This window comes from Streptomyces sp. NBC_01176 (assembly GCF_045039825.1).
In the GTDB taxonomy this organism is placed as follows: Bacteria; Actinomycetota; Actinomycetes; order Streptomycetales; family Streptomycetaceae; genus Streptomyces.
The window spans coordinates 181,996-204,854 of record NZ_CP108601.1 but is presented as its reverse complement, the minus strand read 5'-3'; the positions used below and the strand labels follow the sequence as shown (position 1 = coordinate 204,854).

General features: G+C 68.9%; 18 protein-coding genes and 3 pseudogenes. 7 read left to right on the top strand and 14 right to left on the bottom strand.

Annotated features, from left to right (window positions below; translation table 11 throughout):
- Positions 1 to 54: 54 nt before the first annotated feature.
- The 5 genes from opcA to OG199_RS44505 all read right to left on the bottom strand — a co-directional run bounded on the left by opcA (position 55) and on the right by OG199_RS44505 (position 5,816).
- Positions 55 to 975: a glucose-6-phosphate dehydrogenase assembly protein OpcA gene (opcA, locus tag OG199_RS44525; protein WP_331728097.1), complete on the bottom strand. Its 921-nt coding sequence runs from the start codon at positions 973 to 975 to the stop codon at positions 55 to 57.
- Positions 972 to 2,501: a glucose-6-phosphate dehydrogenase gene (zwf, locus tag OG199_RS44520; RefSeq protein ID WP_331728093.1), complete on the bottom strand. Its 1,530-nt coding sequence runs from the start codon at positions 2,499 to 2,501 to the stop codon at positions 972 to 974. The genes opcA and zwf overlap by 4 nt, the downstream gene beginning before the upstream one ends.
- A 14-nt stretch (positions 2,502 to 2,515) precedes the next feature.
- A complete protein-coding gene (locus OG199_RS44515) occupies positions 2,516 to 2,764 on the bottom strand; it encodes a DUF2630 family protein (RefSeq protein WP_331728089.1) in 249 nt (82 codons plus the stop codon).
- Positions 2,765 to 3,089: 325 nt separating this feature from the next.
- Positions 3,090 to 5,192: a transketolase gene (tkt, locus tag OG199_RS44510; protein WP_331728085.1), complete on the bottom strand. Its 2,103-nt coding sequence runs from the start codon at positions 5,190 to 5,192 to the stop codon at positions 3,090 to 3,092.
- 150 nt (positions 5,193 to 5,342) lie between these two features.
- Positions 5,343 to 5,816 (bottom strand): DNA starvation/stationary phase protection protein, encoded by a 474-nt coding sequence (locus OG199_RS44505; RefSeq protein ID WP_331728082.1) that lies wholly within the window; start codon positions 5,814 to 5,816, stop codon positions 5,343 to 5,345.
- A gap of 200 nt (positions 5,817 to 6,016) precedes the next feature.
- Here OG199_RS44505 and OG199_RS44500 point away from each other — a divergent pair.
- A pseudogene (locus OG199_RS44500) lies at positions 6,017 to 6,500 on the top strand (SDR family NAD(P)-dependent oxidoreductase); the annotation flags it as partial.
- Positions 6,501 to 6,510: 10 nt separating this feature from the next.
- Here the strand turns inward: OG199_RS44500 and OG199_RS44495 are convergent.
- The gene (locus tag OG199_RS44495; protein WP_331728079.1) at positions 6,511 to 6,993 is read right to left on the bottom strand and encodes a hypothetical protein; all 483 of its coding nucleotides are present in this window, start codon (positions 6,991 to 6,993) and stop codon (positions 6,511 to 6,513) included.
- Positions 6,994 to 7,306: 313 nt separating this feature from the next.
- Here OG199_RS44495 and OG199_RS44490 point away from each other — a divergent pair, with 313 nt between their 5' ends.
- Both OG199_RS44490 and OG199_RS44485 read left to right on the top strand, forming a co-directional pair.
- Positions 7,307 to 7,579, top strand: coding sequence for a hypothetical protein (locus OG199_RS44490; RefSeq protein ID WP_331728076.1), 273 nt, complete (start codon positions 7,307 to 7,309; stop codon positions 7,577 to 7,579).
- Between the two features lie 216 nt (positions 7,580 to 7,795).
- Positions 7,796 to 8,359, top strand: a pseudogene (locus OG199_RS44485) (RNA polymerase sigma factor); the annotation flags it as partial.
- Here OG199_RS44485 and OG199_RS44480 read toward each other — a convergent pair.
- From OG199_RS44480 to OG199_RS44460, 5 genes are all read right to left on the bottom strand, one after another.
- Positions 8,352 to 9,011 (bottom strand): NAD(P)H-binding protein, encoded by a 660-nt coding sequence (locus OG199_RS44480; protein WP_331728074.1) that lies wholly within the window; start codon positions 9,009 to 9,011, stop codon positions 8,352 to 8,354. The pseudogene OG199_RS44485 and the gene OG199_RS44480 overlap by 8 nt on opposite strands.
- Before the next feature lie 69 nt (positions 9,012 to 9,080).
- Positions 9,081 to 11,801 (bottom strand): AAA family ATPase, encoded by a 2,721-nt coding sequence (locus OG199_RS44475; RefSeq protein ID WP_331728072.1) that lies wholly within the window; start codon positions 11,799 to 11,801, stop codon positions 9,081 to 9,083.
- Positions 11,802 to 11,927: 126 nt separating this feature from the next.
- Positions 11,928 to 12,761: an alpha/beta hydrolase gene (locus OG199_RS44470; protein ID WP_331728070.1), complete on the bottom strand. Its 834-nt coding sequence runs from the start codon at positions 12,759 to 12,761 to the stop codon at positions 11,928 to 11,930.
- 1,372 nt (positions 12,762 to 14,133) lie between these two features.
- Entirely contained in the window at positions 14,134 to 14,970 is an 837-nt protein-coding gene (locus tag OG199_RS44465) for an N-acetyltransferase (protein WP_331728067.1), read from the bottom strand.
- A gap of 594 nt (positions 14,971 to 15,564) precedes the next feature.
- On the bottom strand, positions 15,565 to 16,089 hold the full coding sequence (locus OG199_RS44460; RefSeq protein WP_331728064.1) for a YceI family protein: 525 nt from the start codon (positions 16,087 to 16,089) through the stop codon (positions 15,565 to 15,567).
- A 115-nt stretch (positions 16,090 to 16,204) separates the two neighbouring features.
- On the opposite strand from OG199_RS44460, the gene OG199_RS44455 reads away from it, so the two are divergent.
- Positions 16,205 to 16,861: a helix-turn-helix domain-containing protein gene (locus tag OG199_RS44455; RefSeq protein ID WP_331728062.1), complete on the top strand. Its 657-nt coding sequence runs from the start codon at positions 16,205 to 16,207 to the stop codon at positions 16,859 to 16,861.
- A gap of 179 nt (positions 16,862 to 17,040) precedes the next feature.
- Here OG199_RS44455 and OG199_RS44450 read toward each other — a convergent pair whose 3' ends face one another.
- The gene (locus OG199_RS44450; RefSeq protein ID WP_331728058.1) at positions 17,041 to 18,381 is read right to left on the bottom strand and encodes an FAD-binding oxidoreductase; all 1,341 of its coding nucleotides are present in this window, start codon (positions 18,379 to 18,381) and stop codon (positions 17,041 to 17,043) included.
- Between the two features lie 776 nt (positions 18,382 to 19,157).
- On the opposite strand from OG199_RS44450, the pseudogene OG199_RS44445 reads away from it, so the two are divergent.
- A pseudogene (locus OG199_RS44445) lies at positions 19,158 to 19,843 on the top strand (enoyl-CoA hydratase/isomerase family protein).
- A 251-nt stretch (positions 19,844 to 20,094) separates the two neighbouring features.
- Here OG199_RS44445 and OG199_RS44440 read toward each other — a convergent pair.
- Positions 20,095 to 20,691: an isochorismatase family protein gene (locus tag OG199_RS44440; RefSeq protein ID WP_405834954.1), complete on the bottom strand. Its 597-nt coding sequence runs from the start codon at positions 20,689 to 20,691 to the stop codon at positions 20,095 to 20,097.
- Between the two features lie 214 nt (positions 20,692 to 20,905).
- Between OG199_RS44440 and OG199_RS44435 the strand changes: the two genes are divergently transcribed.
- Complete coding sequence (locus OG199_RS44435) at positions 20,906 to 21,397, top strand: MarR family transcriptional regulator (protein ID WP_331728047.1); 492 nt, start codon at positions 20,906 to 20,908, stop codon at positions 21,395 to 21,397.
- 357 nt (positions 21,398 to 21,754) lie between these two features.
- On the top strand, positions 21,755 to 22,195 hold the full coding sequence (locus tag OG199_RS44430) for a hypothetical protein (protein WP_331728045.1): 441 nt from the start codon (positions 21,755 to 21,757) through the stop codon (positions 22,193 to 22,195).
- A 231-nt stretch (positions 22,196 to 22,426) separates the two neighbouring features.
- On the opposite strand, the gene OG199_RS44425 is transcribed toward OG199_RS44430, so the two are convergent.
- Complete coding sequence (locus OG199_RS44425; RefSeq protein ID WP_405834952.1) at positions 22,427 to 22,795, bottom strand: glycosyl hydrolase; 369 nt, start codon at positions 22,793 to 22,795, stop codon at positions 22,427 to 22,429.
- Positions 22,796 to 22,859 lie beyond the last annotated feature (64 nt).

Below are 22,859 nucleotides of genomic sequence, written 5' to 3'. Positions count from 1 at the left end.
CCCGGTCACCTGGCCCGCTCTACGGCGTGGCCGCCGAACGCTGACTGGGCCATCTCAGACGTTTACTTTGACGGCCTCGCCCTGCAGGGCGGTGGCGTACATCTCATCGGCGTCGAGGCGGCGCAGCTCCTCGGCGATGAGTTCGGAGGTGGGGCGGACCTTCAGGGCGAGGGTGCGCGGCGGCTGGCCCGGCAGGGTCAGCGTGGCCAGCGGTCCCGCGGGCCGGTCGACGACGATCTCGCCGTGCTCCGTGCCCAGCCGTACGGCCGTGACGAACGGCCCGCCGGTCACCACCCGGTCCACCGGGACACCCAGCCGGGCGCCCAGCCAGCGCGCCAGCAACTCGGCGCTCGGGTTATCCGCCTCGGCCTCGACGGCCGCCGACGTCACCTTCTCCCGGGCCTGGTCCATAGCGGCGGCCAGCATCGACCGCCACAGGGTCAGCCGGGTCCAGGCCAGATCCGTGTCACCGGGCGCATAGGAGAGCGCTCGGGTCCGAAGGACCTCCAGTGGGCGCTCGGCGGTATACAGGTCCGTGATCCTGCGCTGGGCCAGCGCACCGAGGGGGTCTTTCACCGGGTCGTCGGGGGCGGCCACCGGCCACCACACGACCACCGGGGCGTCCGGCAGCAGGAGCGGCAGCACCACCGAGTCGGCATGGTCGGCGGCCTCACCGTATGTGCGCAGCACCACCGTCTCACCCTCCGCGCCGAGCAGCACCTCGGCGTCCAGCCGGGAGCCGGACCACGGGCGGGGGCCGTGGGAGGTGTGCCGCCGGATGACCACGAGGGTGCGCGAGGGGTGCTCGCGCGAGGCGTCGTTGGCCGTCTTGAGAGCGTCGTAGGCGTTCTCCTCGTCGGTGACGATGACGAGGGTCAGGACCATGCCGACAGCGGGCGCGCCCGTGGCCCTGCGGCCGTCGATCAGTGCTGCGTTGATCTTGCTTGCCGTGGTGTCCGTCAGGTCTGTCTTCATGGCCGGCGCCAGCTCCGTCCGTCTAGTGCGAGCATCTCGTCGGCCTCGGCGGGACCCCAGGTGCCCGACGGGTACTGGGCGGGCCTGCCGTGCTGGTCCCAGTACTGCTCGATCGGGTCGAGGATCTTCCAGGACAGCTCGACCTCCTCCGTGCGCGGGAAGAGGTTGGCGTCGCCCAGCAGCACGTCCAGGATCAGCCGCTCGTAAGCCTCCGGCGAGGACTCGGTGAACGACTCGCCGTAGGCGAAGTCCATCGACACGTCCCGGATCTCCATCGAGGTGCCGGGCACCTTGGAGCCGAAGCGGACCGTGATGCCCTCGTCGGGCTGGACGCGGATGACGATCGCGTTCTGGCCCAGCTCCTCCGTCGCCGTGTGGTCGAAGGGGGAGTGCGGGGCCCGCTGGAAGACCACCGCGATCTCGGTGACGCGGCGGCCCAGACGCTTGCCGGTGCGCAGGTAGAAGGGGACACCCGCCCAGCGGCGGTTGTCGATCTCGACCTTGACCGCGGCGTAGGTGTCGGTCTTCGACTTGCCGTCGATGCCGTCCTCTTGGAGGTAGCCGGTGACCTTCTCGCCGCCCTGCCAGCCAGCCGCGTACTGGCCGCGCACGGTGTGCTTGCCCAGGTCGTCCGGCAGCCGTACGGCGCCGAGCGCCTTCTCCTTCTCGGCGGCCAGCGCGTCCGCGTCGAAGGAGGCGGGCTCCTCCATCGCGGTCAGGGCCATCAGCTGGAGCAGGTGGTTCTGGATGACGTCACGGGCGGCACCGATGCCGTCGTAGTAGCCGGCGCGGCCGCCGATACCGATGTCCTCGGCCATGGTGATCTGCACGTGGTCCACGAAGGACCGGTTCCAGATCGGCTCGAACATGGTGTTGGCGAAACGCAGCGCCAGGATGTTCTGGACGGTCTCCTTGCCGAGGTAGTGGTCGATCCGGAACACCTGGTCCGGTTCGAACACCTCGTGCACGACCTTGTTGAGCGCCTCGGCCGACTTCAGGTCGTGGCCGAAGGGCTTCTCGATGACCGCGCGCCGCCAGGAGCCGCTGCTCTGGTCCGCTAGGCCGTGCTTCTTCAGCTGCTGGATGACGACCGGGAAGGACCGCGGCGGGACGGACAGGTAGAAGGCGAAGTTGCCTCCGGTGCCCTGCGCCTTGTCCAGCTCCTCGATGGTGGAGCGGAGCCGCTCGAAGGCGTCGTCGTCGTCGAAGGTGCCCTGGACGAAGCGCATCCCCTGGATGAGCTGCTGCCAGACCTCCTCGCGGAACGGGGTGCGGGCGTGTTCCTTGACGGCGTCGTGGACCTCGGCGGCGAAGTCCTCGTTGGCCCACTCGCGGCGGGCGAAGCCGACCAGGGAGAAGCCCGGCGGCAGCAGACCCCGGTTGGCGAGGTCGTAGACCGCGGGCATCAGCTTCTTGCGCGACAGGTCACCCGTGACCCCGAAGATCACCAGGCCCGACGGCCCCGCGATACGCGGGAGCCGTCGGTCTGCGGAATCACGAAGCGGATTGCTGTCGATGCCTCTCATCTGCGGATCCGCCGTCAGGACACGTAGTGCTCGACCACGGACTGCGGCCGGGCCTGCGCGTCGTCGGGGTTCTGCCCGAACTCTGTCATGGCCTTGCGCTGCCGCAGCAGATCCCAGCACTGGTCCAACTCGCGTTCCAGGTCCCCGAGACGGGCCCGCTCGGCGTCACCGTCTCCGTCGCCTGCTCCCAGGGAGTCACGCAACGACCGTTCCTCCTCGGCCATTTCCGTGATCCGGTGCAGGATCTCCTGGTTCTCGTCCATATCGTGTCGCTCCTTCTTCGCGTTGTTCGACGGTGGCCGTCCGCACGGGAGTCATTCCGGTGGAATGGCAACTCCGCCTGGGTGGACTTCAGCAGGTCGGTCGCTCTCGCGGTGGTGACGTCCTGACTGGACCGGGTGCAGGGTGTCGGCGGCGCCGCGGACGTCGGCCGTATTGGTCAAACGAATGGTCTCTTCGACGGCCGCCTTGCGGGCGAGAGGTAGGAGCCCTGCTGGCAGTGGCCGTCGCCTGCGAAACCGCCCTCTGCAAGAGCAGGCTCCCGACCCTCGCGGCCGACAGGCTGCCCGGGTTGAGAGGTCAAGAGGGTCACCTCTTCCCGGCAGCGGTGAACCGCTGGGCGGCGGCGATGGATTCCCGGGCCTTGGCGGCCACGTTCTCGGCAGTGAAGCCGAACTCGCGGAAGAGCACCTTGCCGTCGGCGGAAGCACCGAAGTGCTCCAGAGAAACGATGCGGCCGGCGTCCCCGACGTACTTGTGCCAGGTGAGGCCGATACCCGCTTCGACCGACACCCGTGCCCTGACGGACGGCGGCAGCACGCTGTCCCGGTACCCCTGGTCCTGCTCCTCGAACCACTCCACGCACGGCATGGAGACGACCCGGGTGGGCACGCCGTCGGCCTCCAGTTGCCCGCGCGCCTCGACGGCGACGTGCACCTCGGAGCCGGTGGCGATGAGGATGACCTCGGGGGTGCCGTTCGAGGCCTCGAAGAGGACGTAACCACCCTTGACCGTGTCCTCGTTGGACTCGTACACCGGCACGCCCTGGCGGGTCAGCGCCAGGCCGTGCGGAGCGCCCTTGCCGAAGACCTTGGTGTAGCGCCTGAGGATCTCGCGCCAGGCGATCGCGGTCTCGTTGGCGTCCGCCGGGCGGACCACGTTCAGACCGGGGATGGCGCGCAGCGAGGCGAGGTGCTCGACCGGCTGGTGCGTCGGGCCGTCCTCGCCGAGACCGATGGAATCGTGCGTCCACACGTACGTCACCGGCAGGTGCATCAGCGCCGACAGCCGCACGGCGTTGCGCATGTAGTCGGAGAAGACGAGGAACGTACCGCCGTAGACACGGGTGTTGCCGTGCAGGGTGATGCCGTTCATCTCCGCGGCCATGGAGTGCTCGCGGATACCGAAGTGGATGGTGCGGCCGTAGGGGTTCGCACCCGGCAGCGGGTTGTCCGCCGGCAGGAACGAGCTGTCTTTGTCGATGGTCGTGTTGTTCGACCCGGCGAGGTCGGCGGAACCGCCCCACAGCTCCGGGATCACGGCACCGAGCGCCTGGATCACCTTGCCCGAGGCCGCGCGGGTGGCGACGCCCTTGCCGGGCTCGAAGACCGGGATCTTCTCCTCCCAGCCCTTGGGCAGCTCGGCCGCGGCCATGCGGTCGAACTCGGCGGCCCGCTCGGCGTTGCTGTCACGCCACAGCTGGAACGACTTCTCCCACTCGGCCTTGGCGGCGGCACCGCGCTCGCCGGCCTGGCGGGTGTGGGCGAGGACCTCCTCGGCGACGTCGAAGGACTTCTCCGGGTCGAAGCCAAGGACTCGCTTGGTGGCCGCGACCTCGTCCTCGCCGAGCGCCGAGCCGTGGGCGGCCTCGGTGTTCTGCGCGTGCGGGGCAGGCCAGGCGATGATCGAGCGCATCGCGATGAAGGACGGCTTGTCCGTCACCTTCTTCGCGGCCTCGATCGCGTTGTAGATGGCGTGCGGGTCCAGGTCGCCGTCCGGCTTCGGGGCGATGCGCTGGACGTGCCAGCCGTACGCCTCGAAGCGCTTGACGGTGTCCTCGGAGACGGCCGTCTCGGTGTCGCCCTCGATCGAGATGTGGTTGTCGTCCCACAGCAGGACCAGGTTGCCGAGCTTCTGGTGGCCGGCCATCGAGGACGCCTCGGCGGAGATACCCTCCTGGAGGCAGCCGTCACCGGCGATGCAGTAGATGAAGTGGTCGAAGGGGGACTCGCCCTGCGGCGCGTCCGGGTCGAACAGGCCGCGCTCGTAGCGGGCGGCCATGGCCATGCCGACGGCGTTGGCGACACCCTGGCCGAGCGGTCCCGTGGTGGTCTCCACGCCCTTGGTGTGGCCGTACTCCGGGTGGCCCGGGGTCTTCGAGCCCCAGGTCCGGAAGGACTCCAGGTCTTCCAGCTCCAGGCCGAAGCCGGCCAGGTAGAGCTGCGTGTAGAGGGTCAGCGACGAGTGACCGGCGGACAGCACGAAACGGTCGCGGCCCACCCAGTCGGGGTCGGACGGGTCGTGCCGCATCACCTTCTGGAAGAGGGTGTACGCCGCCGGCGCCAGGCTCATCGCCGTACCCGGATGGCCGTTGCCGACCTTCTGTACGGCGTCGGCGGCCAGGACGCGGGCAGTGTCCACGGCACGCTGGTCCAACTCGGTCCAGTCAAGGTGGGGCGGCGTGGAAGGCATCGTCTCTCCTCGATCTTGTCTGCTATGAAGGCCGACCACGGCTGGCGCGGCGCGCCGGGATGTCGGTGCGGGCGACTCGGACCCAAACCGGTCCGCGTGCCGGTGGCACGTCACATCCGTCCGGCGGCGGAGCGCCTCCCGCCGCCCGCGTCAGCTGCGGTTCTCCGCCTGGAACATCCAGCTCTGCTTCTCGAGTTCGGCGGTCAGCCCGATCAGCAGGTCCTGGGTCACGGGGTCGGACTGACCGGTGTGCTCGATGCGGGCGCGCACGCGGTCGATGAGCACCGAGAATGCCTGGACCAGCGCTTCCACCGCGGCGCTGTCCGCGATCCAGCCGGCCTCGAAGCCGGGGAGGCCGCTACCGACGGTGATGCTTCCCGCCCGCCCATCGGGGCTGATTCCCAGCGCGGCCGCACGCTCGGCGACCTGGTCGGCATAGTCACGCGCGATGGTGACCACTTCGTCGAGTTGCTGGTGGATGGAGCGGAAACGCGGACCGTAGACGTTCCAGTGCGCCTGCTTGGCGACCAGGGACAGGTCCAGCAGGTCGACGAGGGTGTCCTGCAGGGCGGCTCCGGTCACCTTGCGTTCCGTCTCGGGAAGCGGACTGGAGATGATGCTCATGCTGCGTTCCTTCGTCGTACGTCTCCGTCCGGCATCGACGTGGAAGTCCTGTCCGGTGGAGAACACCTCTCCCGGCGGCTGACTCGTGCAGCCGTAACCGGGGCCTGTGCCCTCATTCTTGGCGGCCCTCCGACTGCGCTGATCCGTCGTTTGACTTACGACGACGCCGGCAGCCGACGGGATGTCCCGGCGAGACGGGACACAACGCGGGTGTCTCGATGGGTGCCTCCTTCCTCGACTCCCCAGTCGACGACGTGCGCCGCGAGCTGGAAACCAACTTCTTCGGACCACTGCTGGTGACCCGTGCGTTCGTACCGCTCATCGAGCCGAGCGTAACGGCGGGAGCCACATCCTGACCGTCTACTCGGTGCTGTCCTGGCTGGCGGTCGCCGGATCCTACAGCGCGTCCAAGGCCGCACTGTGGGCGCAGACCAACTCGCTCCGTCTCGCGCTCCAGCCCCGCGGCATCTCCGTCACCGAACTGCACGTGGGCTACGTGGACACCGACATGACGCCGAACATCGAGGCCGCGAAGTCCTCCCCACACGACGTCGCGGCACTCGCGCTGGACGGCGTGAGCCCGATGCGTACGAGGTACGAGGTGCTGGCCGACGACGTGACCCGCCATGTGCAGGCGGCCTGTTCAAGGACCTCGCCACTCTCTACCCGCAACTGGCGAAGTAGCCGCTATCACTCAGGGCAGGTAGCCGTACCAGCGCTGGAGCAGGTCGTCCAGCAGTCGGCGGGCCCCTCTGACACCGACCTGGAAGCTGATGAGCGGAGGGGACGATGCCGTCAGATCCCATGGGTCCGCCTCCTGTCCCAGCCCGTGCGGCTGGACCAGCCGCTGCCAGGTCATGACCGCGACGGCCAGATCGGCAGGAGAGAACTGGGCCTGAGGAGAGACCAGACTCTCCGCACACCATCGGGCCCACGCGCGGTCGTCCTCGACCAACTTCCGCAGATCCGGCAGCCGCCGACCGGGGGACGGTCCGGCGTGCCCCATCGGCACCGTCAGCAGAGCGGTGAGGGCCAACACCTCGTGCGTGGCACGGCATTCGAAGGGCGACCACGGCCAGCACACATCCCCGCACTCCAGCAGCCACCAGGCAGTCCCCTCAGCGGCCAGCCAGCCCAGAGGCACCTCGGCTGCTTCGTCCAGCCAGTCATCCGGCATCCCCGGTCACCGCCTGAAGGAGGCGGTGCCGCGGAAGATCACACAAGAGGACACATGCCGTCCCTTCACCGATCGGTGGTCACGAAACACCGCCAGGCGGCAGGCGGAGACCTCCCCGAGCCGGAGAGCACCTCAACTGAGACACGAGAACGATCGGGCACGGGGTTCAATACTCACACGTGTGATACTGGTGTGAAGCCGGAGACCACGTGTTCCGTGATTCCTGACAGCGGGGACCGTGGTCCCGGCGCAGCGCAGCCGCGCCCCGTACGCGTCTCCACCCCACGTGAACGGACGAGAAGAGCTAGACGACATGCCCAGGTTCCGTCCCGTGTCCGGGGTGTTGCTCACCATTCTGGAAAGCGGAGAGATGCTCTTTCACGCTCCGGGCGGCAACTGGTCGCTGTGTCCGCCCGAGGCCACCGCGATGTGGCTCGCGCTGCAGGAGCAGGGCGGGAACGCGCACGCCGCGGCCGACCGTCTTGCGGGTGTGTGGGGGTTGAACCCCGCGGTGATCCACCAAGAGCTCATGCAGCGCGTGGACGAGTGGAACCTGGCGGGCCTGCTGGTCCCCTGCGCCGACTGACGCCGCTTTCCCGGGCGGCCGGTGGCAACGCCCCGCCCGGGAAAGCCGTACCCCAGTCCGACCGGAGCCCGACCTCGGGCGCGGCGCGGCCCGGAACTCCTGCGGTGTCCGGCGTCGCCGCCGAATTTCTGTAGTGGAAGCGGTCAATGTTCGTCTCCCTGAGCAGAGGCGCGTCCGTCGACCCGGCGGGCGCCACATTTGAGGGAATGGAGCCATATGCGCAGGAACCACCGGCGCGGCCCCGACAGCGGGGTGGTGGCTGCTGCACAGGCCGGAGACACACAGGCGCTGGCGGCCGTGGTCGCCGAGTGCCTCTCCCTGGTGTACAACATCGTCGGCCGGGCGCTGAACGGTCATGCTGACGTGGACGACGTCGTTCAGGAGACGCTGTTGCGCATGGTGCGGGGACTGCCGACGCTGCGGGATCCCGGTGCCTTCCGGTCCTGGCTGGTGGCCATCACCATCCGGCACGCCCAAGAACACGTGCGGTCACGGGCCGCCGCCCGGGAACGCGACATCGATCTGAGGGATGCGGACACGATCGCGGATCCCGCCCTGGACTTCGCCGGACTCACCACCTTGCGCCTCGGTCTGACCGAGCAGCGCCGCGAGGTCGCGGTGGCCACCCGCTGGCTCGACCAGGACAATCAGGATCTGCTGTCCCTGTGGTGGCTGGAGGAGACCGGCGAGCTGCGACGCGCCGAACTCGCGGCCGCGCTGGGCCTGTCGGGCCGGCGTGCCGCGGTACGGGTGCAACGTATGAAGAAGCAGCTTAACTCGCTGCCGCGCGCACGGCGTCAGCCACGGGAGTGTCGCCGCCGACCAGTTCCAGGGTGCGACCCGCCACGCCCGGCTCGTCCAGCAGCGCTTTCAGGACGAGTGCCACATCGTCGCGGGAGACGTCACCGCGGGGAGTGGACTCCGCGAGAGTGACACGCCCGGTGGCCAGCTCGTCGGTCAGCGGCCCCGGCTGGAGGATGGTCCAGGCCAGTCCCACCCGGGCGCGCAGGTCGGCGTCGGCCTCCGCCTTTGCCTTCAGATAGACGGCGAACACAGGGTCGGTACCGGCCGGGGGTTCGGTGCCGACGCCTTTCCCGGAGATCATCAGGTAACGGGGCACCCCCGCCGCCTCCGCGGCGTCGGCGAACAGGACGGCGGCCGCCCGGTCGACGGTGTCCTTGCGCGACGCACCACTGGCAGGCCCGGCACCCGCCGCGAAGACCACCGCGTCCACCCCCGACAGGTGGGCCGCGACATCCGCGACCGACGCCTTTTCGAGATCGCACACCACGGGCACGGCTCCCGCAGCACGCAGGTCGGCTGCCTGCTCGGCGCGGCGAATGAACCCGATGACGTCGTCACCACGCGCTGACAACAGACGTTCGAGGCGCAGGGCGATCTGCCCGTGCCCTCCGGCAATCGCAACTCGCATGTTCCGCTCCCTTGGTTCCGGTGCCTGCCGGCACTTCACTTCGATCACCCTGGGCGGCCCCCCGGGCCGTCACGGTTTACCACGTCGGTCGAGCTCGGCCAGGGCGTCGCGCAATGCCGCGCGGGACGTGACGCCCAGTTTGGGAAAGACCTTATACAAGTGGGACCCCGCGGTACGCGGTGAGATGTTGAGCTTGCGCCCGATTTCCTTGTTCGACAGCCCACCGGCCGCCAGTTCGGCGATCCGACGCTCCTGGGCACTCATCAGAGCCGCGTCCCAGCCCTCCGAGACACCCACGGTGACACCCGCCGCTCGCAGCTCGTCGCGCGCGCGCTGAGCCCACAGCGGGGCCTTCAGGTGGTGCTCGAACATTTCCAGGGCCGCCCCGAGGTGAACGCGCGAGGCCGTGTAGTCCCGGCGCCGGCGCAGCCACTCGCCGTAGAGTAGACGCAGCCGGGCGTACTCGTGGGACCACAGTGCGGCGTCCGGGATGGCCAGGGCGGCCTCGTAGAGTTCCCTGGCTTCCTCGTCGGGCGCGGCCACCGCGGCTGCGCCGGCGAGGATGACCGCGTGATGCGGTGATATGACGTCCAGGCGCGCCTGCCGGCCGGCTGCGACGTGAGCACGTGCCTCGTCGATCCGCCCGGTGCGCACGGCGGACTCAACCAGATCGAGGAAGACACGCTGCGCGTGGGGGTAGTGCGCTGGCAGCACCCCGGGCGGGGTCACCACTGCGGCCTGCTGGTATGCCTCCTCGAAGTCGCCCCGGCCGATGGCAGCCCGGGCACGGGCTTCGTTCACCGCTGCCAGCATCAGCTGGAACTTCCTGGGGCCGGCCCATGCCTCGATGACATCGCAATGCCTGCGCAGCGCCTCCTCGTCACCGCGCCCGGCGGCGACGGAGGCCAGTCCGTACGTGAAGAGTATGTGAGTGAAGTTGTATCCGTGCCCCGCCGCGTCGCTGTTGCCTTCGCCAGCGAGCGTCAGGGTGGTGTCCCAGTCGCCTCGCATGTACGAGTCGTGGGCGCGGGCCAGCAGAACGAAGCGCTGGCTGTCGTAGGCATCATGTCCAACGAAGTCGCGCCACACGCTGTCGTAGTAGCTGAAGCAGTCCAGATACAGGGCGGTGTAGATCAGCCAGTTCACCCGCCAGAAGGGGGTGTTGGCGGGCAGCTCCGCCGTGGCCCGGTCGAGGCGTTCTCGCACGTCGTGCGCGGTGCGCGCCGGATCGGCGACACAGTCGAAACACATGCGTGCCATCGCCGACACATGGTCGAGGACTTCGTAGACGGACGGCCACAGATCCTGCCGACCTGCCCACACGGCGCAGTTGAGCAGGACGTAGAAGGCGTCGTCGTAGGCCGCCAGGTCTTCGGGGCGGTCACCGCGGGGGCCCTGCCGCAGCACCGGGAGCAGGAAGCGGAACACCGCGTCGCTGTCCCCGTCCCGGTGGAAGAGGACGTAGGCGGCGGCCACCGCTCCGCGCAGGGTCTCCGCCGAGCCCGCGGCGACCAGCTCGCTGGCTGCCTCCAGCTGGCCGCTGATCCCGGCGGCGAAGGCCGCTTCCTCCAGGCGCCGGGCGCGAGCCTCGCGGTGGGGACTGAGTTCGGCCGCCCGGCGATAGGCCGCCGCCGCCTCTGCCGCTCCGGCCCGCGCCAGAGCACTCTCGGCAGCCTGGGTGAGTTCCAGCGCAACCGCTTCGTCCGGACCTTCCGCCGCGTGGGCCAGGTGCCAGGCACGCCGGTCGGGCGCGTCGCCCAGCACGGCGGCCAGCGCGCGGTGAGCGGCTCGCCGCCGGCCCGCCGATGACATGTAGACGAGGCACGAACGGACCATGGGATGGTAGAAGGCCACCTTGTCGTCCATCTGGTGTATGCGGACCAGCCCGCTGGCTTCGCTGTCCTCCAGAAGCGTGTCCTCCCACTGCTCCCCCGTGGTTGCCCATGCCTCCCGGATCAGCTGGAGGTTGCCGCGCTGTCCGTCGAGCGCGACCAGGAGGAGGAGGAACCGGATCGTCGGGGTGAGCAGTCGGATCCGGTCGGCGAAGACACTCTCCAGGCGCGCGCTGAGCGGCAGGTTGACGGGGAGCGACTCTTCGCCGCGGCGCTGTGCCGCGCTGAGTTGCTGCGGCAGCTCGATCAGCGCCAATGGGTTGCCCTCGGCCTCGTCGAGCAACCGTCGCCGAGTCGTCTCCGCGAGTCCCGGATGACGGTGTTCGAGCAAGGTCCGCGCATCCCCGGCGTCCAGGGGCGACAGGGTGAGTATGGGCAGACCGGCCGGATCGACGAAACCGTTCCACCCGCTGCGGGCGGCCATGACGAACGCCACCCGGCAGCCGGTCAGCCTGCGCGCCATGAAGAGCAGCACCTCGGCACTGGACTGGTCGATCCAGTGCGCATCGTCGGCCACGACGCAAACGGGGCCTTCCTTGGCCACCACCTGCAACAGCGCCAAGGCGGCGGCGGATATGGCGAGCCGGCCGGGGGGTGAACCCTCACGGATGGACAGCGCCTGTTCCAGCACCTGACCCTGGAAGGCAGGGATCCTGGGCAGTTGGTCGAGAAGCGGGTACAGCAGCTGGTGCAGGGCGGAGAACGCCAGCTCCTGTTCCGTCTCCACCCCGACCACGCGCAGGATGGGCGCTCCGTGGTTCCGGGCACAGGCGGCAAGGGCCTCCAGGAGGGCGGTCTTACCGACTCCCGGGTCGCCTTCGAGCAGCAGGGCCCTGCCCCCGACGCTGGCCTCTACCAACACCTCTTCCAGAACACTCAGCTCGGACGTGCGACCCACCAGAGACAAGGCTCCTCCAAAACCGGGGGGGCACGGTGCCCGGACGGTAGGATGAATCCTGCTTGCAGTTGGCAGCAAACACATATGTCAGCTGACTTAGGTCGTCGAAGAAACATATCCAGCCACTCAGCGCAGGAACGCCAACACGTCTTCCGTGAACTGCCGGTGGTGCTGGAAGAGAAAACCGTGACCGGAATCGGGGTACACTTTCAGCTTTGCGTTCGGCAGCGCAGCGCTCAGGAGATGCAACGCGCGCGGGGGTACGACCAGGTCGTTGCCGCCTCCTGCCACGAACACCGGGTGGTCGACGGCCGCCAGTCGCTCCAGGGCTCCGTGGTCGGGGACGCCCCACTCGACCACGGCTTCGTACTGTGCGGCCCAGACCGCCGCCGAGACCGGCGCGTCTCGGTCATGCTCGCGTTCGATGTAGCGGCCCACGAACTCCAGACCACTGCGCTGGCTCGTCTCGGTGTGGTTGAAGAAGGTGTAGAGGTAGTCCTGGACCCCGCGCCTGTCCACGCCGACATGCGCGAGGACGTCGTCCGGGTAGCCGTGTATGCCGGGGCCTCCTCGGGGAGCCGTGGCCGCGAGGACCAAACGGCGCACGGAGTGAGGACGCAGCAGAGCCAGTTCTTGCGCGACGAACCCGCCCATCGAGTAACCCAGCAGGTCGGGCTGCCGCACGTCCAGGGCCTCCAGGAAGACCAGGGTGTCAGCAGCCAGGTCACGGACGGTCCGGCAGGGCCATCCGCTGCTGAGCCCCACGCCGGCGCTGTCGAAGGCGATCACGTCGTGCTCGACGGCGAGGGCGTCGACGAGCGCGGGATCCCAACTGTCCAGCGTCCCACGGAAGTGCGAGAGCAACACGAGCGAGGGAGCGCCGGAGGGCCCGGAGCGGCGATAGGCGTATCGCACTCCGTTGGCGGCCTCGATGGCCTGGTTGGGCTCGTCGACGTACATCTCGATCCTTCATCATGGTGGAGGGCGGCACGGAGAACGCATGAACAAGGTCGAGTGTGCCCGTCCGTTGGAGCCTGGCCATCGGCCATTTGACCGTAGGACAGGCCCTTCCCTCTCCCCGTTTCGACACGCCTCCTAGGTACGTCTCGGCCGGACCCGTCGATGTCCTCGGTGGCGATTTCTTCGGTGGCCCGGTTGTGGATGCTGGTTGCGTCAGCGACCTGGACGCCGGTCACGGCCTGCGGCCGGGTGGTGCCGGTGTGGGAGGGACCCGTCACGTTGTCGAGGTGTCTGATCGGTACGCCTGTCCCGTCGAACAGGGCGACGACGGTGTCGTCCCCGAAGATGGTGGCGTCGTCGGGCAGGAGCCGGCCGTCGTCCCGGACACCGACGGTCTGCGGGGAAGCTCCATGACGAGCGCGCAGGTGCTCGGGTCGAGTGCCTGCAGAGCGTGGGTCACCGCGGTCCGGCCCCCGTCGAGCCGCTGCCACTCGACCTTATCCGGGAGCGCAGCGGTTCTTGTGCCCGCTCGGTCGGGCAGGAGGACGGCGTCCCGTAGCTCCGCCAGGAGCCGCGAGGCCGGGTTCGACGTCTCTGGTCGGGCGTCGGGCATGCATACGACGGCCCGCACCGCGTCCTTCGCGACCGCCGAGAACTCCGTGCCGTGGACGGCGGCCGTCCAGGGTGCGCAGGTGGATGTTGCCCAGGACGTACCGGTGGACTCCGTCAGTGTTGACCTGGAAAAGTCTGCGTTACCGCCGCTTCGGGAAAGACAGCGTTCACCGCTGAGGGATCGGCTGTCCTTCTGGCGCGGGGTGACGAGGAGAAATGATGCATACGATCATGTCCTCGCAGATTCCACCGTCTGTCCCTTCAGGCCTTGCCCCAGGACAACGTGCGCTCCGTCCGGCCGAGTTGATTGTTTCAGCGGCGTTGACAGCGTCCAGTGCGGCCGGATCAGCTTGTCGGCGGTCACCAAGCGGTGGCACTCGGGCGGAACCGAGCGAAAACCTCGGACCGGTCACGCACCGGCGAGGTGCTCACCACCGGGCAGGTCGCCATCCGGCCGGGAACAGGGCGGTACCAAGGGCTCGCAGAAGAACAACACGCTGATGTCTGATTCGCGTGCGCCGTCATGTGGTAAACGGCTCGCTGAGCTGCAGGATCTGCCTGACCACCGTCGTGGACGCCACGCTCTACAGCGACGGCTAACGTCGCATCTTTCCTGGTCGCCGAGGTCTACCACAACGATCTGCCCCAGAACCGGAATCAGCGTGTTGTTCTTCTGCACGCCCCAACTCAACCGACCCAAAGCGCTTCCGGCATCGGAAGGGGGAGGCTCGGGCCGCACGGCCTTTCTGCTCGGCCTCGGCTACGCGCGCCACAGCCAGGTGACGCGTTCGTAGAGCGGCTCCAACCCGGCCCGCAGCATGTTGTGAAGAGATGTGTTGTGTTCGCCGGGGCCTTCCGCTCCGGTCTCGGCGACGGCCCATCGACAACCTGCAGCAAGGGCTGCCCGTGCGCGGGCCGTGAGCAGTGCCGACTGAGCTCCGCGGCCGCGGCTCTCCGGGAGGGTCGCTGCCCCAAACATGTTCGCACACCGTCCGTTGAGGAAGACACTCCCGACCGCGATGATGCGCTCGCCTTCCCACACTGCGTACTGCCGCCAGTTCGGCCTGCCTACACACGAGGCGGCCATGTCGATCAGGCGTGGCGTCGCGAGCCCGAACGTGTTCATCATGACCGTGGCCCATTCGTGCGCATAATGGGGCTCGACCGGGCCCACACGCAGTCCGGGGTCGAGAGCCTCGACGCCGTTCGCCGCGGAAAGTGTGCCCTCGATGTCACAACCCAGTTTGACGAGCCGATTGCCTGGGGTGAGGTTCAATTTGCCGGCGGTTGCGGCCCAGTCGGGAGGCAGCAGCGGCGGCGCGACCATGAACGCCCCTTGGGATACGCCCTGCTCGCGGTAGAAGGCGCACACCTGCTCCAGGACGTCCACGGTGATCGGTTCGCCTGCCCCGAATCCCCCCGCCCTGTTGAAGAAGCGACTCGGGTCTTCGCGGATCGACAGGGCCAGCGCCGGTCCGACCTGCAGCGAGCCGATGCCAAGCGCCTCTCGCACCGGTGCCGCGGCCCCGGTCACGAAGTCCGCGTACGCCCCGATCTCAGTCTGCTCGGCCAGCCCGAACGGCACGGTGGTCGTCATGCCAACTCCCCCATTTTCGTGGGTGTGTACGAAAGTCCAGCACAGCTGCGGCGGACTCGTCGGCTTCCTCGAAGTACCCGAAGCGGCCGCTGCCGCGCATCTCGCACGCAGTACGTCCAGCATTCCGGCGTGCATCTCGTAGGCTAAGCCGGGCAGACGCCCCGTGGCTACCGACGGACGACTCCTCGTCGGCGGCCCTTCACTCTGCGTGCCTCTTCCACTGCGTTCCAAGCCTTGACTGCTGTGATGGCCCCCGGAGGATCAGGCCGGCGTCGAACGACGGCTCCCGTCTCTTCGGCCGCCGTCTCCATGCCGTCGTCCGGTACGGAGTCAGCGAGGCGCCTGTGCCGGGCCATGGCCACGGGGCCACGGGCCGGCCGCATCCGGCCCCGTGGGACTCCGATGCGGTGCAGCCCTGTGGCAGCCGTACCGCCGGAACCAGGGACCTCACCACTTGCGTTCCGCCGGAGCGATCCGGGCTGTCCCGCATCCGCGACACGGCGTGCGCCAACGGCCGCCCTGCGCACGGCGTTGTTTCAGGTACGGCGGCTGGCCCGGTCAGAGACTCCAGTTCTGCCGCAGGGACCGGCGACGTCAGGCTGCGTGTTCCGAGGCGCGGTGCAGCTTCAGGTCGAGTTCCACGGCCACCTTCCGACCGACCAGGAACGACGGTCCGTAGCCGACTCCCGCGGCCCGCCGGTCGAGCAGGGTGGTGGCGACGACCTCGGCAGTGTCGTCGCCGTTCTGCTCCGCCCGGACCGTCAGGTGCACCTCGCTGGTGACCTCGCGCAGCGTCAGTCGGCCCTTGACCAGCCAGGTGCCGGGCTCCTGCGGTACGACGGCCGTGGAACGGAAGGTGAGGTGCGGATGGGCGTCCGTGTGCAGGAAGTCCTTGCCGCGCACATGTGTGTCCCGCTTCGGGTGATCGGTCGAGAAGCCGGCTGCGTCCAGCGTGGCCGTGACGGACCGGGGAACTCCGTCGGCGTCTACGGAGACCTCGGCGGACTCGATCGGGAACCGGCCCTGAACGGTCTTGAAGATCATGTTGCGGACGGAGAAGGCGGCGGTGCTTCCGGTCGGCTCGACGGACCATGTACCCGCCTGGATCGCGCTGGACATCCTGGACTCCCTGCTTGTAGGGCGACGGAACGAGACGCCCTTAAAAACCGAATACTACTCTGGTTTTATTCCGCTCGCGGCTCGGTCGGTCCGGTCCTCGGCGTAGGGTGCGAGAGTGACAGACGACCTCATCACGGACGGCAGCCGACGTCGGCGAAGGGCCACCGGCAGCTACGCCGCGGCCGACGCGCGCCGTGCGGCCGTCGTGGAGGCCGCCTCCCGGCTCTTCGCCGAGCAGGGTTACCACCAGACATCACTGGCGCAGGTGGCCAGGGCTGCAGGTGTGTCGCAGACGGGACTGCTGCACCACTTCAAGGGCAAGGACGTTCTCCTGCTGGCCGTCCTTGAGTTCCAGGACCGGTCGTGGGCCTCTCGCTTCGACCCGCCGACGCACGGCCTGCGACGGCTGCTCGAGCACATGCTCGACATGCTGCGGGAAGAGGTGCCCTCCCCCGGTCTCACCCGCCTGTTCACGACGACCGCGGGTGAGGCCACCGACCCGGCACATCCGGCGCATGACTACTTCCGGCGGCGGTTCGAACTGATGCGGGTGAACAACGCCCGCGCGGTGCAGGCGTCCATCGAGGCTGGACTCGTCAGGGCGGACGTCGATCCGGAAGCGCTGGGCCGTTCCCTGGTCGCGGTGGCGGACGGACTGACGGCGCAGTGGCTCATCGACCCCTCCTTCGACGTCGTCGAGCACGTTCGGGGCCACTTCGAGATGCTGATGCGGGGCGTCGTCACCGACGGCGGCGGACTGACGCCGCCGTGAAGCCGTAGGGCCGGCGCCCCGGCCCGCCGTCCGGAGCCGCACCGTCAGGCTGTTCTGGACGCCGCCGCGCGTGCTTTCGCCGAACGCGGCTGTCACCAGGCGTGCCTGCCTGTGGGACATGGCCCGGTGCCGCGGCGCACGGAGGCGCCCGACGGCACCGCTATGCCGGGTCCGTGGAATCAGGCGGGACCCGTGGGCAGCGCGAAGTTGTTGTCGAAGCGGTGTTCAGGGTCGTAGTGAGCCTTGAGGGCGATCAGCCGGGGGAGTACGGGCCCGGGAAAGGCGTCCCGCAACTGCCGTATCCCCGTGCGCGTCTCGAAGCTCAGGTACAGCCCGTCGACGTGCGGGGTGAGGGCTTCCCAGCGCTGGTCGAGTTCGTTCGCCAGGGCGGGCACGGTCGCCGCCATCAGGGAGAAGTTCTGACTGCGGTGCGCATACGCCATGGCCGCTGCGGGCATGTCGTTGACCTCCCCTCCGACGGAGCGGAGCTGTACGATCCCGGCTGCCTCGGCCACGGAGGCGATGGCCTCCGTGACCGCGGTGTCGAGCCGGTGCAGCAGGCCTGAGCGGACCACCGACAACGGCTGCTGCGCACGCTGCGGCTGGTGCCCGGCCGGCACCAGCCGGTGGTAGGAGGTGGCGGACAGCCGGTTGTGCAGCAGAGGTCCCGCGGATCGCAGGTTCCGCACCGCACGGTCGGCCGCCTCCAGGTCGGTGCCGGCGTACACCGTCATCGCTTGGGCGACCGGGCGGCCCCCCGGCCCGGTCACCAGGGTGAGGAAGCTCGTCACCTCGCGGGGGGACGCCTCCACGGCCTCGCCCCACCGGGTGAGCGCGGCGGCCGTGTCCGAGGCGTCGTACAGGCTGACGTCGACACAGACCCCCTCCACGGAGGATGCGTGGAACTCGAAGGCCGTGGCGACACCGAAGTTCGCTCCCGCGCCGCGGACGGCCCAGAACAGATCGGGATCGTGGAGATCGTCCGTGCGCACGGGGGATCCGTCCGCCAGGACCAGCTCGGCCGCTCGCATGTGATCCACCGTGAGCCCGTACCTGCGGGACATCAGGCCGATGCCGCCGGCGGTGGCCAGTCCCCCGACACCCACGTCTCCGGTGTCTCCGGAGGACACCGCCAGTCCGTGGGGCGCCAACGCGGCGGCGACATCTCCCCACCGCGCCCCCGCTCCGACCCGCACCAGTCCCGATTCGGCGTCGAGCACCGTCACCGAGGCGAGGAGCGAAAGATCGATGACCAGTCCCCCGTCGTTCGTGGACCGTCCACTGATGCCGTGGCCACCGCTGCGCACGGTGAGCGGCACATGCTCTTGGCGGGCGAAGGCGAGCGCCGCCCCGATGTCCCGTTCGTTCCGTACCCGCAGCACTGCGGCGGGAGAGCCCGGACGCGTGTAGGTGTGGCGTACGGCCTCGTAACCGGGGTCACCGGGACATGTCGCGATGGCCGCGAGAGGTTCGGGCAGCGTGAACTCGAGAGCGGACGAGGAGCCGGCAGGAACAGGCATGGGCAAGCCTTTCGACGACGGGCAGAACGAGGTGTGCCGCAGCTGATGAGTCGACGTAACGACGCGCGGCCCGGGAATCTTCCGATGACGCGGTCGTCGTCCGGGCGGCTGTGCGCGCACCCCGCAGCATGTTGACCTTAGTGCAGCGGCTGCTGCTACGACTCGGCGAACAACCCGGCGGCCGCGACACCTATTGGTGGCCGCCGCCCGGCCGACCCTGACAGCCGCGGGCGCACACCCGCGAACCGCGCAGGCGGTAGGAGTGGCACGACACATGTGTGTTCTTGGCGTTCCGTGGCGTAGGCCTCGGGGTCGCTCGTCCGGAGACCCAGGCCCCGCCTGAACTCGCACAGCGGAGTGTGGGGCTCACCGGGGTGCCGGGCGCGCAGCCTTGTCCGGATCCGGTCGTCAGCTCGGGGGACCCCGGGTACCGATTTGATCGGGTCATTCGTCTCCACCGGGCATCGACGTGAGGTGGACAAGCGATTCCGGTGGCAGATCGCGCACCGAGGGTGTGTCTGAGGAACGGACGGTGCCAACCGAGCGCCGTACCCCGGGGACGGATGGTGGACCAGGCCAGGAATTGGGTCACATGACGCATGGCCGGCGCGTTGTGCGCGGCGCATCCTTTTCTCGGTACGGCCGCCACATCCAGCGAACCCGCCGTCTTTCCCCGCCTGTCAGCCAGAGATCGGAAGTAGACCACGACCACATGGACCGTCGAGCGCGTCGGTGGCGTTGCCGTAGCGACGTTCACCAGAGCCCCGGAGAACGTCATGGACTTCCGTTCCGTGCTCGAACTCCGTGACTTGCTGGAGGAATTCGGTCGGGACACCGAACGAGTGCGGGTGGTCATGCTGGCCGGCGGACTGGACGGGAAGTTCATCGATCACGCCGAACTCTCCGACCTGGCCCGTGCCGGGGCCGGTCAGGCCAGCCAGGAGGAACTCGGGTCCTGGTGGCGTGCGCTGAGCCTGCTCGAGACCATTCCGCAGCCGACCATAGCGGCCATCGACGGGCTCGCGTCCGCCGGCGGCAACGAAACCGCCCTGGCATGCACCCTCCGTGTCGCCTCCACGCATGCGCGCTTCCAGCAACCGGGATCACCGCTGGCTTCATCCCCGGCGGGGGAGGCAGCGTGCGACTGCCCCGGCTGATCGGCCCCGCCCATGCTGCTGAAGTGATCCTCACCGGCAGGTCCTTCTCCGCCGACGAGGCGTTCCGGGTGAGCTGGGTCAACACCGTCCTGCCGGCCGAGGACTTCCGGCAGGCGGCATTGCGCTGGGCCGACTCCGTCGCCGAGCACTTCGGGCCCGCTCTGTTCGCGGCCAAGGAGTCGATCGTCACCGGATCGAGGCTGCCATTCCACGAGGCCGTCAGCGCGGAGCGGCGCCTGTTCTCCGGCCTCACCGCAGGCCTCGGGGCGGGTGGCGGCAGCCCAGTCGGCTCTGCTGCCTCGTAGAACAGGAAGGGTGTCTGTGGCGTCTTGCCCGCCAGACCGGTGGGTGCCGTCGTCCTGGAGCGCCGGGCCGCGGCAGCGGTTCGGGCGGCCGCTTGCGATGGTCGTGACCACGTTCCCGCCTACGATGAGGGAACGCCGCCCACCAGGCAGTCCAAGGGCACGGGACTGTCGGCCCAGTTCGTGCCGGCCGAAGCCGGGTGCCGGCTCGGACGGTGGCCGGCCGACCGGCGGTGCTTCGACCGCGCCGGCCCTCAGGCGGCCGCGGTACCGCCGGGTCGTAGGGCGCCGTAGTACTGGAGATACATGCCGAGGGTGGGCGAATGTTCCGCCATGAGCCCCATGAACCCTTCGACGGTCGCCAGGTTCTCATAGGTGCCCTGGAGTTCGGATGCCACGGACAGCCATGTCACGGGCACCACTCCTGCCTGCACCATACGCTGGACGGCCGCGTCATGGATCTCTCGAGTCTCACCGGCGACGGCGTCGACCACGACATGGACGTCGTACCCCCGCTCCAGCCCTGACAGAGCGGTCTGGAGCACACACCCCTCGGTCATCAGACCCGACAGCAGCAGCTTCCGGCGGCCGGTCGCGGCGAGGGCTTCGGCGAAGCGTTCGGTGGCGAAGGCATCGAAGTTGCCTTGCCGTACGACGACTTCCCTGTCACCCAGCACCTGCTTGAACTGGCCGAAGAGCGGACCTGAGGGAGAGGTGTCGGCGCCGTTGGTCACTACGAGAGGCAGGTCATAGACCAACGCGGTCTTCGCGAGAGCGACGGTGTTGTTCACATGCTCGGCCAGGTGGTGTGAGCGGAACAGGTTGGCGAAGCCCACAGCGTGATCGATCATCACAAGCGCTGTTTCCTCGGCTTGGAGAACAGGCATGACGGTCCCCTTCTACTGGATGCCGGCAGTTTCCGTCGACACATGTCGACGGGTTCCGGCAGACAGACACGCTACGCATCAGGGTGTTCCAGGGCAAGAAGTTCTGGAGATAGAAATTCTTAGTTCGGAAGTTTTTGGATCGGAACGTCTTGCGTCAGAACACTGCTAGAATTCGGCCATGGCACCCTCGACGTCCGCGACGCAGAGCAGCGGTGAGCACCCGTTCGCCACCGACCTCAACTGGTTGCTGCACCGGGTCGCTGCCGGACTCGGCAGCGCACAGGACGAGGTGGCCCGCCGGCACGGCCTCGGGGTGCGGGATTACGTCGTCCTGCGCACCATCGCCGAAGGCACACCCACCAGTCAGCTCGCTCTCGGAAAAGACCTCGGGTTGGACAAGACGACGCTCACCGCGGTACTCGACCGCCTGGAAGGTGCCGGCCTCGTCGTCCGGCGCCCTTCCGTGAGCGACCGGCGAACACGTGTCTGTGAAGCGACCGAGAGCGGCCGCGACGTCGCGGACCGTGCGGCGACGGAGATCTCACTCACGGAGCAGGAGCTGCTGGCGGGCGTGAGGCCGCAGGAGCGTCGGCTCCTGGTCACGCTGCTGCGTGAGCTGGCCTTCGGCCCCTTCGCCGACGCAGCGCCCGTCTCGGGTTCCTGCATCTGACCCCCGGGTGACTCGTCCGGCTCGCCGACTGGGGCCCCCTACCGGGCCTGGCGCGCGCTGACGATTGGCGGCGATGGCCGGACTCGTGCCGCTTTTCGAGACCGGCCAGTCGGGGGTCCGTCGGTTGCCGCTAGAGCACAGCCGTCCGTGCGCACGCCCGCATACAAGTATTTCGACCGCACGTGTTCCCCTAGGTCAACTCGGCGGTGTCACAAGCCGGTTGTCGTTCCTCGAATCGACACACGTATCTCGCCCGATCAGGTTACGCTGACGCCCGACCGGCCGCGCGGGACTCTCCTGGCGGAATGGCCGGCTCCGGGCGTCGTGTCTCGACGCATCCGACAGATGGGACATCACATGGCATTGTCGAACAAGGTACGGCGGACGACGCTGGGCATCGTGGGAACGGGGCTCGCGATGGCCGCGGTGCTCGCCACGTCCGGGAGCGCTTCGGCGGCCATCGGCACCGGGCACATCGAGGTGTGCTCGAACGGGAACTACGCCTCCTACCTCAAGTGGTACAACGAGGACTACCAGGTGCAGGGCCGCAGTGCCACCGTGCCCGCTGGCACCTGCCAGACCTTCGCCGTCCCGGCGAACAACGTCCTGGCGGAGCTCTGGGGCGTCTGGAACACCCACCCGGACCAGAGCTTCCTGGCCGGCGGCACCGACGAGTCGACGGACTCCCCGGCCACGTTGATCCGTGCCCAGGGCACCACCACCAACCCGTGGTTCACCGTTCAGATGTGGGGTACTGACCCCACGCCGCCTCCGCCCATGCCGCGCCAGGCAAGCTGACGGCCCGTCGGCTTCCGGCCCGGCGCCAGCGCGCGGACACTCAGCGCGATCCGGTGAGCTACGCACCGGCGCACCCACGGCCGGAAGCCGACACCCGCACGTCCTGATCGGACGCAGACGACCTCCCGTTGTTCCGCGAGCCGGGCGTGACGAGGCTCCGGAGGTTCGGCGAGATACCTGACTTCAGTACCAACCGGTGCAGGTGATCGCGGTGTCGTAGCCCGAGTCGCGTCAGGCGCGCATCAGTTTGCCGTTGGCGTCCCGCCACGCCTCGGTCCAAACGCTGCCTCCGCTGCTGATCTCGATCCAGCCCAGCTGGGGCCCCCAGGTCCGGCCGCCGTCGCTCCTGCGGTCCACCCAGACGTGCATGCCCGGCGCGCCGCCGATGATGCGGCCCCAGGCACAGGTGCTGCTTCCAGAGCCGTTCACCCGGAGTTCGGTACCTTGCCCCCGGCCCCCGAACGCCGTGCGCACGGTCCTGCCGTTGTCGTTGTTGCAGCCGTCCGCGGCGTCGGCCGCCGGGGCGGCGACCCAGGTCAGCAGGCCGGACAGCATCGCCGCGGCCGAAAGGGGGGCAGCGGCCCTCTTGTTCGTACGCATCGTTCGTTCCCCTTCATGGCCGAGGTCGTAGTGATCGGTCGTCGAAGTCTGCGCGATCGGAGAG